A 15,848-nucleotide genomic window follows, 5' to 3' on the forward strand; every position below is an offset into this window, starting at 1 on the left:
GGCGAGGGTCAGGGTGTCGCCGGCCTCGGCTGTGGCCCGGGTGAGGAAGGGGACCTTCTCGCTGCGTGCTCCTTTTAGCGTGTTGGAGGAGATCACGTAAGTCACGTGCAGCGGCACCCGTGCGACCTGCGCGGCGCCCGGTGATTGGCCGGGTGCGGACAGGGGCAGGATGACAGGATGGGAGATCGTGACGGGGTGATCCGCGACGGCGCGCGGCCGGTCGCACTCGTGACGGGCAGTTCGCGGGGACTCGGCAGCGCCATCGCCCGCCGGCTTGCCCGGGACGGGTACGCGGTCGCCGTCAACGGGCTTCCCGGCCCACCGAACGACGGACACGTTCGGCAGGTTGCGGACACCATTCGCAGCGAGGGTGGGGTCGCCGGCGCTTTCTGCTTCGATGTGACCGACGAGCGCCAGGTCGCCGCGCTGGTGGCCGCGATCACCCGTGAGCTCGGCCCGGTCCAGGCGTTGGTGCTGAACGCGACCGGACCACAGCCCGAGGCTCCGCTGAGCGAGGTGGACTGGCGGCAGCACCTGGATCAGCTCGACTTCTTCGTCAAGAGTCCGGTACTCCTGGGCCGCGAAGTCATCCCCGGGATGCGGGCGCGGCGGCACGGCCGGATCGTACAGATCGATTCCGAAGTCGTCGACCGGCCACCTGTCGGCAGGTCCGCCTACGCCACCGCCAAGAGCGCGCAGATCGGCCTCACCCGCAGCTGGGCCCGTGAACTGGCGCCCTTCGGCATCACGGTGAACACGGTGGCGCCCGGGTTCATCCCCGTCGAGCGGCACGCCGACGTCGCGGCGCAGGTCAAGGACGCCTACCTGGCCTCGGTGCCCGCAGGCAGGATGGGCACACCGGAAGACATCGCCCACACGGTCGGCTTCCTGGTCTCTCCGGGCGCAGGCTTCGTCACCGGTCAGCGCCTCGTCGTGGACGGAGGCCGCGCGCTGAACAGCTGACGACCACCGCGCTGCGGTGGTCGCAGGACGAACTCACCGCCCTGTACGCGCAATTGTGCGGCGCTCCGTGCTCCCTGGCTTGCGCGGGACACGGCCTCGGCGCGCTCGGCGTCGGACGCGCTGTTCGGCAGGGCGTGTGTGCGCCCTGCCGCGACGGATTCGCCGGTGCGGATGAACCGGTCGGCCCGGTCAGGCCTGCCGGACGACCGGCACCGCGCCATGGCCGTTCCTTCGCGCGGACCGGTGGGCCAGCCCCGGCGAGGGCCCGGTGCCCACCACCCGGTCCCGGTCGATCGCCACCCATGTCCCCTCGGTGACCCCCATGTCGAGCACGACCCGGCCGGCGGCCTCCAGCACTGCGAGGCGGTCCACCGGCGCGGTGACGACCGGCGCGCCCGAGCGCCACTCCAGCACGGAGCGCTCCCGGCGCCCCAGCCGTCGCCAGAGCAGGTACTGGCCGACGATGACCGGGCCGAGCACGGTGAGCAGCGGGACGGTGGTTCCGAGCACGTTCAGCCAGAAGAGCAGGGCCACCACGGCGGTCACCGCGATCCCGGCGACCGCCGCCACCTGACCGGCCAGCCGGCCGAAGGCCTTGGCCGCAGTCAGCGGGAACAGCAGCAGCATCAGCAGGTCGCCCAGCCCGATCGAGACCGGCGCCCGGCCCTGGGCGATGACCAGCACCGGGGCGAACGGCAGCCCCTGGACCTCGGTGGCGAACCTCGTCATCACCGTGGTCAGCCCGGTCGCGACCAGGTCGTACCCGGTGAGCAGGAACGCGAACGCGGCCAGCTGACCGGCCCGGATGCCGCCCTGCGCCCAGAGGTTGGCGACGCCGACCACGGCGATGGTCAGCACCGCGTCGCTCAGCCCGGCGGTGAGTCCGGGCCGGTGCAGCAGCCAGGCCGCAGCGGTCGCCCCGCACAGGACGACCCCGGAGGCCAGCGCGGCCCGGCCGCCGATGAAGGGGGCCAGGGTCAGCTGGACGGCGGAGAGCATGACCACGCCGAAGATGGTCGCCACCACGTCTCGGGGCAGCGACAGGTAGCCCAGCGGGGCGACGATCAGGATCACCGACATCACCACGATGTCGGACCGCTGGTAGGTGCCGATGGGCGGCCGGGGCAGCTCGACCCGGGCGAAGTAGGCCGAGGCGGCGGTGATCAGCAGGGCGACGAAGACGGTCGCTGCGGCGAGGGGGAGTGGTCCAGGGGTCATGTCCGGCTCCCGGTGAGCGTGTTGTTCCGGGCGGAGAGTTCGAAGGTGTGCTCGCGCAGGTCCGCCCGCAGCGGAACGGTGGTGGGCAGGTCGGCGACGTCCTCGTGCAGGACGATGCCCGCGAGCGGCAGGCCCAGCAGGGTCGCGCGGTCCTCCAGCCGTCCGAGCAGCGCCGGCGTGGCGCGGTCCACCGCCACGTGCAGCAACGGGCCGCCGCGGTCCTCGACCAGGCTGTACCGGGCGGGCAGGGGCACCGCCCGCTCCGACTCCAGCAGTTCCAGCACGGACCGGGTCGGCACGTCGAGGCTGAGCGGACCGGAGAACCGGCCGATGACGTCCGAGCTGGCCAGGATGTCCGCGAACTCGCAGGTCGGCGCGGTCTCCGGGACTCGCACCAGGTCACCGGTGACATAGCGCAGCAGCAGGGTGCACCGGCGGTACTGCGAGTACGGCGTGATCACCAGGGTGGCGATGGCGCCCGGCGCGGCCGGCTCCAGGGTCTGCGGGTCCAGTAGTTCGACATGGCCGAACTCCGCCGGATAGTGCAGATGCCGTTCGGTGCAGTAGGCGGCGCCGACCGGCATGATCTCGGTCATCAGGTAGGCGCTGCTGACCTCCGCGCCGAAGGCCTCCTGGGCCCGGAGCCGCAGCGCTTCGGTCAGTACCTCGCCGCCCACCTGGATGGATTCGAGGCCGAAGTCTGCGGCCTTCCAACCGTCCCGCTCCGCTGCGGCGACCAGCGCCGCGAGATAGGAGGCGGAGCCGGTGAGCATGGTGATCTGCGGTGACTTGCCGGGCAGGTTGAGCGGCGCGGCGAGGCGTTCCAGGGCCAGCGCCGGGTCGATGGTCCCGAGCTGGACCAGGGCCGCGCCGATCCGGCGGGTGGACTCCGCCACCACCAGCAGCGGCAGCGTCGCCCGGGAGGACGTGGCATGGCCGATGACGTGGCGCGGCCGCAGGCCCTCCGTGATCCCGAACGCCACGGTGCTGAGCGCGACGATTATCTCCAGCTCGTCGGCGGAGAACCAGACGGTGGTGGGACTCCCGGTGGTGCCGGTCGTGGATGCCATCAGCACCGGATTGGACTGCGGGGACACGAACGCCGCGGGCATGCCGCGCAGCGCCCGCTTGGGCGTCACCGGCACCTGCTGCTGCCAGCTCTCCAGGGTCAGCTCTTCGGGCCGTACCCCGGACACCTCGAACAGCTGGCGGTAGTAGGCGGTCCGGGTGGCCGAACGGGCCGTCGCCCGGAGGCTGCGGGTCGTCATGGTCCGTCGTACCTCGGGGTCGACGGCGCCCTGCTGGCCGGGGAGCAGCGCCGAATCGTCGCCCGGCGCGCCGAACTCGTCCAGCGTGGCGACGAGGTCACGGGAGATCCGGGTCAGCACCTCGGGGCGGACCCGGCCGAGTACGGCGTCCACGCCGTATCGCATCTGGTTGAACGCACTTCCGAACACAGGGAGCCCTTCGACCGAGGTGGGTGGGTCCGGGTCGGGCCGGTGGGCCCGACCCGGGCCCGCGACTGACTAGCTGTGGATCGGCATGAACATCGCACTGGTCAGCGTGGAGATGGCGTACTTCGCGTAGTGCCGGACCGTCTTGGCCATGGCCTGCTCCTTCGGTTGGCGGCGGCCGAGCGGGGCCGGATGGCTCCGCCTCGGTGGTCCGCCGAACTGGGCCCATCCTCGTCGAGAGCGACCGGACGCCTCCATGGCGTCCGGTTGGCGTTTACCTGGTGTTCGGAGCAACGGGCGGGCTACGCTGGGCCAACGGGGCGTGTCGGGGCTTCACAGCAGAGGAACGGCTGTGAACGGCCCGGCGATTGTGTTTGGAGACGAACGTGGCCATGGACTTCGGGTCGTTGCTGCGGGAACACCGACTGCGGGTGGGTTGGACACAGGAGCAACTGGCGGAGCGGTCAGGGGTTTCGGCGCACGCGATCAGCGTGCTCGAGGCCGGGCGGCGCACGCCCCGGCTCGCGTCGGCCTCCCGCTTCGCGTCGGCGCTGGGCCTGGACGCGTCCGCCCGTGAGCAAATGCTCGCGTCGGCCTCCGGGAGTTCCGCCGGGCCGGCCGCCGCTGCGACCGGGGCTCCGGTTTCCGGCACCGGCGGCATTCCCCCGGCCGAACCCGTCCGTTCCCCCCAGCGCCATCAACTCCCTTGTGACACACGTCTGTTCACCGGCAGGTCCGAGGAACTCGGTCAACTGCTCGCGCTGGCAGGGGCGGTGCCCGGGCACAGCGACGCCGGGCTGGTGGTCATCTCGGCGATCGACGGGATGGCCGGGGTCGGCAAATCCGCCCTGGCGATCCATGCTGCGCACCGGCTGTCCGAGGCCTTCCCCGACGGGCAGTTGTTCATCGACCTGCACGGTCACACCACCGGGATGGCGCCACGGACCGTCAGTGACTCACTGGCGTGGCTGCTGCACGCCCTCGGGGTACCGCCGCAGCGCCTCCCCGAGGACCTGGGCGCGCGTGCCGCGATCTACCGTGACCGGTTGGCCGGCACCAGAACCCTGATCGTCCTGGACAACGCCGCCAGCACGGCCCAGGTCCGCCTGCTGTTGCCGGGGACTCCGGGCAGCCTGGTCATGGTCACCAGCCGCCGCCGCCTCACCGGATTGGACGAGGCCCACAACCTCACGTTGGGCACCCTCCCGCAGGCCGAGTCCATCACCCTGCTGCACCGGGCGGCCGGCCCCGGCCGGATTCCGGCGGACTATCCCGCCGCCGCCGAACTCGTGTCCCTGTGCGGGCAGATGCCGCTGGCCGTGCGGATCACCGCGGCGCGGCTGCGCCATCACCAGGGCCTGTCCGTCGACGACGTGGTCGAGCAACTGCGCGACGAGCAGGGCCGACTCGAACGGTTGCAGGACGATGACCGCGACCTCACCGTGATCTTCGAGTCGTCCTACGCGCACCTGCCCTGCGCGGAGCAGCACCTGTTCCGGAGCCTGGCCCTGGTGCCAGGACCGGACTTCGACGCCTACGCCGCCGCCGGCCTGCTCGGCGCCGACCACCGCACCGCCGAGCACCTGCTGGAATCCCTCCTGGAGCACAACCTGCTGATCCAGCGCAGCCCCGGGCGCTACCGCTTCCACGACCTGGTCCGGCTCTACGCCCGGACGCTGAACTGCGGTGACCCCGAGCAGCAGGCGGAGCGCGAGATCGCCCGCGAGCGCCTGCTCGACTACTACCAGCACGCCGCCCGTGCCGCCGACGGCCGTCTCGGCCGCCGGCCCCGCCCGGCCCCGGGGCCGGCCGCACCGCCGACCGCGTCCCCAGGTGCGGGCAGGCCGCAGCACCAAGGCGGGCCGCAGTACGAGGACGCGCCGCAGTACCAAAACGGCTTGCAGTACCAACGCGGGTTGCGGGCCGAGGCACCCCCGTTCGCCGACCGGTCGGCCGCGCTGGCCTGGATGCGAACCGAGCGGGACAACCTGCTGGCCTGCACCGATCCGAAGGGCTTTCCGACCGGTCCGGCCCGGCTGATCGCGCTCGCCTCCGCCCTGGCGGCCTTCCTCCAGCAGGACGGCCCCTGGCCGCAGGCGGTCGAGTTGCACCGGTCGGCCGTGGCCGCCGCGCGGGAGTGCGGCGACCGCCGGGGCGAGGCCGCCGCCCTCAGCGACCTGGGCCGGGTGGCCTATCTCGCCGGTGACTTCGCCGACGCCGTCCTTCTGCAGGAAGCTTCCCTGACGATCCATCAGCAGCTCGGCGACCGCAGGGGCGAGGCGGACGCCCTGTGCGACCTGGGCCGGGCCCGGCACGCGACCGGCGAGTTCACGGTCGGGGTCGACCTGCTGCGGCAGGCACTGACGATCTATCAGGACAGTGCGGACCGCCACGGTGAGGCGCTGGCCCGGCACGATCTGGGCCGGATGCGGCTGATGGCCGGCGACATCCCGGACGCCGTCCGGCTGCAGGAACAGGCACTGGAGGTGTTCCAACAGCTCGGTGACCGGCTGGGCGAGGCCAACGCGCTCTGCGACCTGGGCCGGGCCCGGCACTCAACCGGGGATTCGGCGGCGGCGGTCGGTCTGTTGAGGCAGGTGCGGGAGATCTTCCGCGAGCTCGCCAACCGCCAGGGCGAGGCAAACACGCTCTGCGACCTGGGCCATGTGCACCACGAGATCGGCGACCACCTGGAGGCGGCCGAGCTGCAGGGCCAGGCCCTGGCAATCTTCCGGGACCTGGGCAACCGCCACGGCGAGGCCAATGTCATGCACGAACTCGGCCGCATCCGGCTGGCGGCGGGAGAGCAGGACGATGCGGCCGTCCTGCTGCGCGGGGCGCTGGCGATCTTCCAGGACCTGGGCAACCGGCACGGCCAGGCCAACGCCCAGCTCGACCTGGGCCTGGTCCGGCAGACCACCGGAGATTCCGAGGAGGCCGCCGAGCTGCTGGACCGGGCCCTGGCGACATTCCGGGATCTGGGCAGCCGCCAGGCCGAGGCCGAGGCACTCAACTGCGTCGGTGACCTGGTGGCCGAGACCACGGGACCGCGCGAGGCGCTGGTCCTGTACCAGCAGGCCGCGGCCATCGCCGGTGAGATCTGCAGCCCGGTGCAGCACGCCAGAGCCCTGGAGGGCATCGCCCGCTGCGCGGAACGGCTCGGTGACCGCGCCACCGCCGTCGCCGACCTGAGCCGGGCCGTAGCCGTCTACCACTCCGTCGGAGCCCCGCAGGCAGCCTCCGCAGCCGCCCGCCTGGCCTCCCTGGAGGCCACCACCGCAATCCCCGTGCCCGACTTCCGAGGCGTTGACGAGCAGGTGTCGCCTGCGGCGTCGTAGCCGTGACCGGGCGGCGGCTGCGGTCTCGGCCGGCGGCTCCTGGCAGGGGCCATGGCTCGTCGGGTCACTGCCGCGCCGCCCGGGGAGGGAACCAGTCCCGGGGCGGCGCGGTCCCTTCGGCCCAGCCCTGGGAAAGCTCCGGAGGGACGCCGTCGACGGCGCTGCCGGTGGGCGCGGGGCGCGGGGGCACGGTGCCGTTGCCGATCGGGACGGGCTCAGCCCCGGGGCTCCGGCCCCCGGTCGCGGTAGGGGCCGGTCGAACCGCGCACGACCAGCTCGGGTTGGAACATCAGCTCACCGACCGGGACCTGGCGGTCGGCGAGCAGGCCGACCAGGGCGCGGGCGACCGCGCCGCCGAGGCGGTCGATGGGCTGGCGCACGGTGGTCAGCGGCGGATCGGTGAACTCCAGCATCGGACTGTCGTCGTAGCCGATCAGGGAGACGTCGCGGGGGACCTCCAGCCCGTGGCGCCTGATCGCGCGGATGGCGCCGAGGGCCATCTGGTCGCTGGCCGCGACGATCGCGGTCACGCCGAGGCGCAGCAGATGGTCGGCGGCGAACTGGCCGCCCTCGACGGAGTAGCTCTGGCGGACCACCAGTCCCTCCGCGTCGGCCAGGCCCAGCTTGGCCGAGGTGGCCAGGAACCCGGCCACGCGCCGGTCCGAGGGCTTGTTGCCCTCGGGACCGGCGGCCAAGCCGATCCTGGTGTGCCCGAGGGCCTGGAGGTGCCGGACGGCCATTTCGCCGGCGCTGACGTCGTCGGTGGAGAACGCCGCGCCCTCGACGCCCTCGAACAGGCCGTTGACGCACACGTAGGGCACCCGGCGGCCGGCCAGTAGCGCCGTGAGTTCCGGGTCGAAGCTCTCCAGGGTGTTGCTGGCGGAGCAGAACACGATGCCCGCGGCGCCGATGTCGAGCAGCGACTTGAGGTAGTCGCGCTCCTGGACCCCGCCGGGCAGCGACGGGCAGATCATCGCCCGCAGTCCGTGCGGGGCGAGTGCCAGGCCGATCCATTCCGCCAGCGCGGCGAAGACGGGTGTGGACAGGCCGGGTGTGATCACGCCGACGATGCCTTCCACGCTGCTGGTGCGCTCGTACCCGAGCTCGGCCATCGCGCGTTCGACGGCCTCGCGGGTCTTCTGCGACACCCCGCTCTTGCGGTTCATCACGCGGCTGACCGTGGCGACACTCACCTCGGCGAGGCGGGCGACCTCGACGATCCCGACCTTGTCCTGCTCCATCACAACCCCACTCACTCTTTCTCTCTTCAACTGCCGTCGTGTCACACGGTGTCACGGACCGCGTTGCTCTATGCGGCACACGCCGTGGGGCGGCACCGGGATCGAGGTGATTCCGGCGGTCAGTTCCCTGGTGCGGCGGCCGACCGGGTTGCCCTGGCAGTCGTGCACCTCCACCTGGGCGCGCCGTGGCGGGCCGGTCACGTCGAGCAGGATCCGGTCCGTGCCGGTGGCGTTGACGACGACCAGGTCTGCTGCGGTCCCCGGGCCGACGGCGACCACTGCCTGGGTATAGCAGGTGACCACCTCCAGGCCGCCGCCGACCCCGGTGACCTGTGGGTAGAGTTCGTCGGGCCGACCGGGTTCGAGGTGCCCGCCGGTGAGCGCGGGGCGGAGCTCGCGCCAGGTGGACAGCCAGAACGCCAGGGTCCTTCGGTGTTCGGCAGGCAGCAGCGCCAGCCTGGTGGAGATCTGCGGGACCGCGTGCCAGGCGCCGTGGAACTGGCGGGCGAGGACCTGGGGTGCGGCCTGGTGGTCCCACATGATCATGTCGGAGTGGACCGCGCCGCCGGGCGCGAGCAGCGCGATGTCCAGGGTCCTGATCCGGTTGGCGACCGCGTCGGCGGGGCAGTCGGTGGCGCGCAGCGCGTTCCCGAACGCGGTCATCGCCGGACCTGTGTAGCGCTGCCGGAGTTCGATCACGAAGTCGTCGCCGCGCAGTCGCCGGAGCGCGTCGCGGAGCTCGCCCAGCATGGCCGCCATCGCCGCGCCGATGTCGGGCAGGTAACCGTCGTCGCTGCCTGGGGGCGCGGGGGCGCTGACCGCGGGGTCGGTGGCTGGAGGGGCGCTGAGCGCGCGGGCGCTGACCGCGGGGTCGGTGGCTTCGGGGTCGGTTGCGCCCGCGTAGCTCATGGCCTCGTCGAGGAAGTCGATCTTGAGTCCGTCCAGCCCGAACTCCTCCACCAGGCCGGCGCAGGTGGCCACGACGTGCCGGCGCACCCGGGCGTGGCGCGGGTCCAGGACCCGGCAGTCCAGCGTGTGGTCGCGGTGCGGGGCGAAGCCCGCCAGCAGCCGGTACGCGTCGGAGCGTTCGCCGAGCAGGAGCGGCGCGACCCAGGCCACGTAGCGCAGACCGAGCCCGCGCACGGCCTGGACGTGGGCCTTGAGGTCGGGGAACTTGGCGGGGTCCGGCTGCCAGTCGCCGCAGCCGGAGTAGCCGCGCCCGTGGCCGCCCCGCTGCCAGCCGTCGTCCAGGAACAGCTGCCCGAAGCCGAGTTCGGCCGCGAGCGCGGCCTCCTCGGCGACCTCTTCGGCGCTGACGTCCTGGGTGAAGGCGTACCAGGTCGAGTAGACCGGCGTGCGGGCGAAGTCGGGCGTGGGCATCGGCCGGCCGCCGGGCAGTTGCGCGAACCAGCTGCCGAGGTCGCGCAGGGCTGCGGCCACCGTGCCCCCGTCGGGGGCGAGTCGCAGGCGGAGGGTCTGGTCGGGGTCGAGCGGCAGGCGCAGCCAGACGCCGAACTTCTTGTGCTCCTCCGAGACGCCGAACCGCAGCGCGGTCTCGGCGACGGTGCGGTCCGCCGCGAAGGCGAGCATCGTGCGGCCTGCCGTGTCGTACAGGCAGCCGACGGGTGCGGAGTTCACCAGCGAGACCGTGCGCCACCGGGACCAGTCGGCCGGCAGGGTCCGCTCCCATCCGGCGTCGGGGTGCCAGAATCCGGCGGCGTCGCCGAGACGGGTCTCCAGTCGGATGGTCACCACCCCCGGCCGCCGTCCGGTGACCGTCACCTGGGCGCCACCGGCGCCGCTCTCCTCGGCGGACAGTTCGGCGGCTCCGGCCTCGGCCAGCAGGGTGACCGTGGTGCCGCCGGCGGACCAGGTCTGCTCGGAGGCGGCCCACTGCCGGGTGTCGAAGGTCGGCAGGGCGGCCGGGATGCTCGTTCCGGAATCCACGCAGGGCCTCTCGTCGGGGGCGCGGGCGGTCATTGCTTGACCGCCCCGCCGAGCAGTCCGGAGACGAACTGCCGTTGCAGGAACAGGAACAGGATCGCCATCGGGACGGCCGAGATCGCGGTGCCGGTCAGCAGCTGGCCGTAGTCGACGTCATAACTGCCGTCCAACGAGGCCAGCGCCACCGGCAGGGTGTACGACGCCTGGTCCCGCAGGACGACCAGCGGCCACAGGAAGCTGTTCCACTGGAACAGGAACAGGAACAGTGCCAGGGCGGCCAGCGCGGGCCGCATGACCGGCAGCGCGATCCTCATGAACAGGGACAGCTCGCGGCAGCCGTCGATCCGTCCTGCCTCCAGCAGCTCGTCGGGCAGGGACTTCATGGACTGGCGCATCAGGAAGATGCCGAACGGCAGCGCGAGGTTGGGCAGCAGTACCGCCTGGTAGGTGTTGAGCCAGCCCAGGTCCAGCATCATCTTGAACAGCGGCACGATGGTGATCTGGGTCGGTACGACCAGGGCCAGGAGCAGCACGCCGAACAGCGGGCCGCGCCCGCGGAAGCGGTACTTGGCGAAGCCGTAGCCGGCCAGCGTGCACACCACGCTGCCCAGCACCGTGTACGCCACGGCCAGGGTCACCGAGTTCAGCACCACCTGGCCGAAGTCCACGGAGCTCTGCAGGTGGCCGAGGTTGGCGCCCAGCTCACCGCCGGGCAGGAGCTCGGGAGGTGTGCTGACGATGGCGTTCGAGCTGTGGGTCGCGGCGACGGTCAGCCAGTACAGCGGCGCGACGGTGAAGGCCAGCAGCAACAGCAGTGCGCCGGTGAGCAGGACCTGGCCTCGGCGCGAGGCCTTGAAGGCGGGGCCGGAGCGGGCCATCAGTCCTCCTCCTTGGCGAGTCTGACCTGGATCAGGCCGAAGACCGAGATGATCAGGACCAGGGCGTAGCCGATCGCGCAGGCGTAGCCGAAGTCGAAGTAGCGGAATCCGGTCTGGTACATGTACAGGGCGATCGTCTCGGTGGCGTTGTTCGGGCCGCCGCCGGTCATGATGTAGGGCTCGTCGAACAGTTGCAGTGTGCCGATGGTCGACAGGACGACGGTCAGCACCAGGGCCGGACGCAGCCCGGGCAGGGTGACGTGCCAGAACCGGCGCAGCGGGCCCGCGCCGTCGACGGCTGCGGCCTCGTAGTGCTCGTCGGGGATGCCCTGCAGCCGCGCCAGGTAGATCACCGCGTTGTATCCGGTGTAGTGCCAGGTCAGGGCCAACATGATGGACACCCGCGCCCAGAACGGGTCGGTCAGCCAGTGCACCTTCGGCAGGCCGACGGTGGACAGCAGCCAGTTGACCGCACCGTTGTTGTCGCTGAGCAGGACGCCCATCAGCAGGCCGTAGGTGACCAGAGCGGTCACCACCGGCAGGAAGAACCCGAGGCGGAACAGCGGCTTCCAGCGCAGCAGCGCCGAGTTGAGCGCGACGCTCAGGCCCACGGCGAGCGCGAGCATGATCGGCACCTGGACGACGAGGATCGTCAGGGTGTTGCGCAGGGCGGTGAAGAACAGCGGGTCGTGCAGCAGCCGCCGGTAGTTGCCGAGCCCCGTCCAGGTCTGAATCGTCCCATCGGTGTGATAGAGGCTCAGGACGAACGACCAGGCGATCGGGTAGAGCTGGAAGCAGGCGAACAGGGTCAGGGCCGGGAGGATGAACAGGTACGGCGCCAGCCGCCCGTACCGCCGAGGTCGGCGGGGGCCGCGCCCGCTCCGGGCGCCAGGCTCTTCGGGGCGCGTCCTGGCCGGCACGGGCGCCTCGACGTGCGCCTCGACGTGCACCCCGGTCATGACTGGGAACGGCCGGTCTGTGCGGCGAGTTGCGCCGCAGCGCTCTTGAGCACCGCCGCCGGGTCGGCGCCCTGCTGGAGCACCTGGGTCTGCGCGTCGTCGATGAGCTTGAGGGCGCGGGCGTAGTCCGAGGTGTAGTTGGTGGGGTAGGACGGCTTGGACAGCTCGTCGATGAACACCTCGGCGTACTTCTGTCCGCCGAAGTACGGGTCCGCGACGTGGAACACCGGGTCGGCGTAGGCGTCGAGCAGCGCCGGGAAGATGCCCTTCGCCTTGAAGACGGACACCTGCGAGGAGGGCCGGGTCAGCATGAACTCGGCGAACGCGAATGCGGCCCGCTGGTTGGGGCTGGTCCCCGCCACGGCCAGGTGCGTGGAGTTGACGATCGCCGAGCGGGAGCCGCCGGCGGTCACCGACGGCGGGAGCATCAGTCGCCAGTCGCCGCGATCGGCCGGCGCGAGGGTTTCCAGATAGCCGCCGTACCAGGCGGGATCCGGGCACACGGCGACGTCGCCGTTCTTGACGGCGGAGTCGTAGCCGGTCGAGCCCGGTGAGCCCTGCGCGTCGAAGACCAGGCCCGCGTCGCCGAGCTGCTTGACGATGGTCAGCGCGGTGACCGCCTCGGGCGTGTTCAGGGTGATCCTGCCGCTGATGTCGAAGTAGAAGGAGTCCTGCAACTGGAGCAGCAACTGGAAGAGGTTGGCCGAGTCGGCCTGGGAGGCGGACTTGTCGATCGCGAGCAGGGCCACGCCGGTCCGCGCCTTGATCTCCTTGCCTGCGGCGATCACGTCGTCCCAGGTCTGCAGGGAGGTCGCGTCGACGCCTGCCTTCTGGAACAGGTCCTCGCGGTAGAAGAACCCGCTGGCGTTGGCCTCCCAGGGCAGCGCGTACACCTTGGGGCCGCGCGACACGGTCTCCCACAGCCCGGGGGCGAACGCGCTCCGGTACTTGTTCGCGCCGAGCCCGGACAGGTCCGCCAGGCCGTCGGGGAACTTCTCGATGTAGCTCGGCAGGTAGTCCACGCCTAGGTGCAGTACGTCCGCCAGGCCCGAACCCCCGGCCTCCATGGCAATGGTGATCTTGTCCCAGATCGCCGGATTGCCGATGTCCTGGACGCTCACCTGCACGTGCGGGTAGACGGCGTTGAACTGTGGGACGAGTGCCTTCAGTTCCGCCGCGGGGTTGGCCCAGCTCCACACGGTGATCGATCCGGAGGGCGCGCCCGAGGCCGAACCGGCCGAGGAGGTGTTCTTGGCACCCCCCACCGTGCCGCAGCCCGCCAGCGCGCCGACCCCGCCCGCGGCGACCGCCGCGGCACCGAACACCTTGAGGAAGCCCCGGCGACTCGGGTCGCCCATCCCGCTCTGTCTCATTGTCCAACCACCTCTGCCCTGACGGCGTCGACCTGCCCGGACCACAGGCAGACCCGCCCACGTCGTGGTCGCCGTGGGCCGGAGCCCGGGGCGACCGCCGCGGCACGAGCCGCGGCAGACGAGACAGTAGCCACTTCAGGATCATCAACACAAGGATTTTCACTCCGTTTTCGTAAACGAGACTGAAAATACTTTGCTGTGCGGTGGATGCCTGCCGGGGCCGCCGCCCGCCGCCCGATCCTGCGGCGCCGGGGGTCCGAAGCGGGGCCCGGACATCAGGCGTCGTGGGCGCGACCCTGCTCGGTGAGCGCGGCCAGGGCCGCCAGGTGCGCCTTGAACGCGCAGCGGCCCCGGGTCGTCAGTGACAGCCAGGTGCGCGGGCGGCGGCCGACGTGCCCCTTGCGGATGCGCAGGTAGCCGGCGGCCTCCAGGGCGGTGGCCGCCTTGGACAGGGTGGGCGGGGTGAGCTCGCAGGCCTCGGTGACGGCGCCGAAGTCGGCCTCGGCGCACCCGGCGAGGAACGCCGCGGCCTTCAGTCTCGGCATGGTGGTGAAGGCCTCGTCGAGTCCGGGTGCACCGGTCACCGCTGCCGCCACCCGGTCTGCCGGTACCAGCCCTCGGCGCCGAACAGCACCCCGGTCGCCATCAGCATCCAGCCGAAGCTCCCGGTGCTCACCCACACCACCGCGGACAGGGCGAAGGCCACCGGCGTCGCCCAGAGTGCGATCCGCCTGCGGGTGGCCGGGACGCACCCGTCGGCGCGCGGAATCACGCCGCTGCGACGCCACCGCCACACCAGCAGCGGGTAGAGCGCGAGATTGGCGACGATCAGCGCCGCTCCGACCGTGCTCATGCCCGAACGGGCGCCACTGCCGAAGCCGTTCAGCTGCGCCACGCCGGAGATCACCATCCCCAGGGTGAAGGTCGAGGCGGAGACGGCGGGGAACCAGGACGGCATCCGGTGCGCAGCGGCGGTCCGACGGACGTTGGCAGCGGCGGTGAGCGCCGCCTGCGGAGTCATTTCAGGGCTCATGCGTTGCACACTAGCATTTATTTTCCATATGGAAACTAGTTTCCTTCGGCGCTGGACGCTGTCCGCCGTCGGAGTGGATGCGGAGGTGTCTTGCACCGAATCCCGTCCGTGCTCCGGACATGGTGAGTCATGAACCCCAAACAGACTGCCCTGCTGTGCGCCAGCACCCTGCTCCTCGCCTCCACTCCGCTGCTCGCGGGCACCGAGGCTCTCGCCGACGGCGCCGCGCGCCGCGGGCCGGACTGTGTCTCTTCCCCCACCCCGACCGGCGGCCGGGCCCGTGCCGTCCTCGACCTCATCGGGCGGGACCAGCGCGAGCTGAAGCTCCGGGCGGTCGTGGGCCGGGTGACCGAACACGGCCGCGACGTGTGGACGGGCGCGGTCGGACCCTCGATGACCGATGTGCCGGCCCGCCCCGACATGCGCTTCCGCACGGGCTCGGTGGGCATCGCGTTCATGGGCACGATCCTGCTCCAGCTGGTCGACGAGAAGCGGGTCGGCCTGGACGACCGCCTCTCGCGCTGGCTTCCCCAGGTGCCCCACGCGAACGAGATCACGCTGCGGATGCTCGCCGACACCACCTCCGGCTTCCACGACTACGTCACCGACCCCGCCTTCGACAGGGAACTGGAGGCGCACCCGTTCCAGCACTGGACGCCCCGTCAGATCCTCTCCTTCGCCGACCTGCACGACCTGCTCTACAAGCCCGGTACGAACTTCAGCTACTCCCACGCCAACTTCCTGCTGCTGGGGGAGGCGCTGGAGCAGATCACCCACACCCGGCTCGACCGCCTGCTGGAGCAGCGCATCTACCGCCCCCTCGGTCTGCACGCCACGTCGAACAGCTACACCCCCGCCATGCCACCGCCGGTCCTGCACGCCTTCACCTCCGAGCGGGGCAAGTACGAGGAGTCGACCTTCTGGAACCCGTCCTGGACGACGGCCGCGGGCGCGGTCATCAACATGAACATCTGCGACCTTGCCCGCGCGGGCGCCGGCATCGGCTCCGGGCAGACCATCAGCCGGAAGAGCTACAGGACCCTGCTCGACCCCGGCACGATCGGGCTGGGCACGCCGACGAAGAAGTGCCCGCCGGGTGTCTGTCTGCCGCAGACCAAGGCGGTCCACTACGGGACGTCCGTGCTGGTGGTGAACGGCTGGATCGTGCAGAACCCGTCCTTCTCCGGCTATGCCGCGATCATGGCCTATCTGCCGTCCAAGGACCTGTCGATCGCACTGTCCGTGACCTACTCGCCCACCACGGACCAGAACATCCAGAACCTCGGGAACAACATCGCCAAGGACCTCTCCCACCTGTTGGTCCCGAACCAGCCGTTGGGCTGAGCCCGCGGGCGCAGTGCCGATCGGGTCGCTGTGCCCGGCCGAACAGGTGAGGCGGGGGAGTGGAGCGGCATAAACAAGGCCGTATTGGTCAGTGATTCGGATG

Annotated in this window: 13 protein-coding genes; 3 read left to right on the forward strand and 10 right to left on the reverse strand. The window is 71.4% G+C overall.

Annotated elements, in window-relative coordinates:
- Positions 1-177: 177 nt before the first annotated feature.
- Positions 178-963 (forward strand): SDR family NAD(P)-dependent oxidoreductase, encoded by a 786-nt coding sequence (locus BS75_RS39750; protein ID WP_042440919.1) that lies wholly within the window; start codon positions 178-180, stop codon positions 961-963.
- 189 nt (positions 964-1,152) lie between these two features.
- Here BS75_RS39750 and BS75_RS39755 read toward each other — a convergent pair whose 3' ends face one another.
- The 3 genes from BS75_RS39755 to BS75_RS48870 form a co-directional block, all read right to left on the reverse strand.
- Complete coding sequence (locus BS75_RS39755; RefSeq protein ID WP_034091689.1) at positions 1,153-2,181, reverse strand: hypothetical protein; 1,029 nt, start codon at positions 2,179-2,181, stop codon at positions 1,153-1,155.
- Positions 2,178-3,602: a phenylacetate--CoA ligase family protein gene (locus tag BS75_RS39760; RefSeq protein ID WP_231608034.1), complete on the reverse strand. Its 1,425-nt coding sequence runs from the start codon at positions 3,600-3,602 to the stop codon at positions 2,178-2,180. The genes BS75_RS39755 and BS75_RS39760 overlap by 4 nt, the downstream gene beginning before the upstream one ends.
- A gap of 105 nt (positions 3,603-3,707) precedes the next feature.
- Positions 3,708-3,893 carry a hypothetical protein gene (locus BS75_RS48870; protein ID WP_152646368.1) on the reverse strand — a complete coding sequence of 62 codons (186 nt, stop codon included), beginning with the start codon at positions 3,891-3,893 and terminating at the stop codon, positions 3,708-3,710.
- A 134-nt stretch (positions 3,894-4,027) separates the two neighbouring features.
- Here BS75_RS48870 and BS75_RS39765 point away from each other — a divergent pair, with 134 nt between their 5' ends.
- On the forward strand, positions 4,028-6,973 hold the full coding sequence (locus BS75_RS39765) for a helix-turn-helix domain-containing protein (protein ID WP_034091690.1): 2,946 nt from the start codon (positions 4,028-4,030) through the stop codon (positions 6,971-6,973).
- A 215-nt stretch (positions 6,974-7,188) separates the two neighbouring features.
- On the opposite strand, the gene BS75_RS39770 is transcribed toward BS75_RS39765, so the two are convergent.
- The 7 genes from BS75_RS39770 to BS75_RS39800 all read right to left on the reverse strand — a co-directional run bounded on the left by BS75_RS39770 (position 7,189) and on the right by BS75_RS39800 (position 14,401).
- Positions 7,189-8,229 (reverse strand): LacI family DNA-binding transcriptional regulator, encoded by a 1,041-nt coding sequence (locus BS75_RS39770; RefSeq protein WP_231608035.1) that lies wholly within the window; start codon positions 8,227-8,229, stop codon positions 7,189-7,191.
- 36 nt (positions 8,230-8,265) lie between these two features.
- Positions 8,266-10,161, reverse strand: coding sequence for a glycoside hydrolase family 36 protein (locus BS75_RS39775; RefSeq protein ID WP_052070328.1), 1,896 nt, complete (start codon positions 10,159-10,161; stop codon positions 8,266-8,268).
- Between the two features lie 29 nt (positions 10,162-10,190).
- The gene (locus BS75_RS39780; protein ID WP_034091692.1) at positions 10,191-11,036 is read right to left on the reverse strand and encodes a carbohydrate ABC transporter permease; all 846 of its coding nucleotides are present in this window, start codon (positions 11,034-11,036) and stop codon (positions 10,191-10,193) included.
- Positions 11,036-11,995 (reverse strand): carbohydrate ABC transporter permease, encoded by a 960-nt coding sequence (locus BS75_RS39785; protein ID WP_081983070.1) that lies wholly within the window; start codon positions 11,993-11,995, stop codon positions 11,036-11,038. Before BS75_RS39785 ends, BS75_RS39780 begins: the two co-directional genes overlap by 1 nt.
- Positions 11,992-13,353, reverse strand: coding sequence for an ABC transporter substrate-binding protein (locus BS75_RS39790; RefSeq protein WP_034091693.1), 1,362 nt, complete (start codon positions 13,351-13,353; stop codon positions 11,992-11,994). The genes BS75_RS39785 and BS75_RS39790 overlap by 4 nt, the downstream gene beginning before the upstream one ends.
- Before the next feature lie 290 nt (positions 13,354-13,643).
- Positions 13,644-13,952 carry a transcriptional regulator gene (locus tag BS75_RS39795; RefSeq protein ID WP_231608036.1) on the reverse strand — a complete coding sequence of 103 codons (309 nt, stop codon included), beginning with the start codon at positions 13,950-13,952 and terminating at the stop codon, positions 13,644-13,646.
- Positions 13,949-14,401 carry a hypothetical protein gene (locus BS75_RS39800; RefSeq protein ID WP_152646370.1) on the reverse strand — a complete coding sequence of 151 codons (453 nt, stop codon included), beginning with the start codon at positions 14,399-14,401 and terminating at the stop codon, positions 13,949-13,951. Before BS75_RS39800 ends, BS75_RS39795 begins: the two co-directional genes overlap by 4 nt.
- A 129-nt stretch (positions 14,402-14,530) precedes the next feature.
- Between BS75_RS39800 and BS75_RS39805 the strand changes: the two genes are divergently transcribed.
- Positions 14,531-15,745 (forward strand): serine hydrolase domain-containing protein, encoded by a 1,215-nt coding sequence (locus BS75_RS39805; protein ID WP_034091695.1) that lies wholly within the window; start codon positions 14,531-14,533, stop codon positions 15,743-15,745.
- Positions 15,746-15,848 lie beyond the last annotated feature (103 nt).

Source organism: Streptacidiphilus albus JL83 (genome assembly GCF_000744705.1).
In the GTDB taxonomy this organism is placed as follows: Bacteria; Actinomycetota; Actinomycetes; order Streptomycetales; family Streptomycetaceae; genus Streptacidiphilus; species Streptacidiphilus albus.

What these genes read in the sequence shown, in the direction of transcription:
- BS75_RS39805 (WP_034091695.1), top strand. Translation starts at nt 14,531, where the DNA reads ATGAACCCCAAACAGACTGCCCTGCTGTGCGCCAGCACCCTGCTCCTC.
- BS75_RS39790 (WP_034091693.1), bottom strand. Translation starts at nt 13,353, where the DNA reads ATGGGCGACCCGAGTCGCCGGGGCTTCCTCAAGGTGTTCGGTGCCGCG.
- BS75_RS39750 (WP_042440919.1), top strand. Translation starts at nt 178, where the DNA reads ATGGGAGATCGTGACGGGGTGATCCGCGACGGCGCGCGGCCGGTCGCA.
- BS75_RS39800 (WP_152646370.1), bottom strand. Translation starts at nt 14,401, where the DNA reads ATGAGCCCTGAAATGACTCCGCAGGCGGCGCTCACCGCCGCTGCCAAC.
- BS75_RS39785 (WP_081983070.1), bottom strand. Translation starts at nt 11,995, where the DNA reads ATGACCGGGGTGCACGTCGAGGCGCACGTCGAGGCGCCCGTGCCGGCC.
- BS75_RS48870 (WP_152646368.1), bottom strand. Translation starts at nt 3,893, where the DNA reads ATGGAGGCGTCCGGTCGCTCTCGACGAGGATGGGCCCAGTTCGGCGGA.
- BS75_RS39765 (WP_034091690.1), top strand. Translation starts at nt 4,028, where the DNA reads ATGGACTTCGGGTCGTTGCTGCGGGAACACCGACTGCGGGTGGGTTGG.
- BS75_RS39755 (WP_034091689.1), bottom strand. Translation starts at nt 2,181, where the DNA reads ATGACCCCTGGACCACTCCCCCTCGCCGCAGCGACCGTCTTCGTCGCC.
- BS75_RS39780 (WP_034091692.1), bottom strand. Translation starts at nt 11,036, where the DNA reads ATGGCCCGCTCCGGCCCCGCCTTCAAGGCCTCGCGCCGAGGCCAGGTC.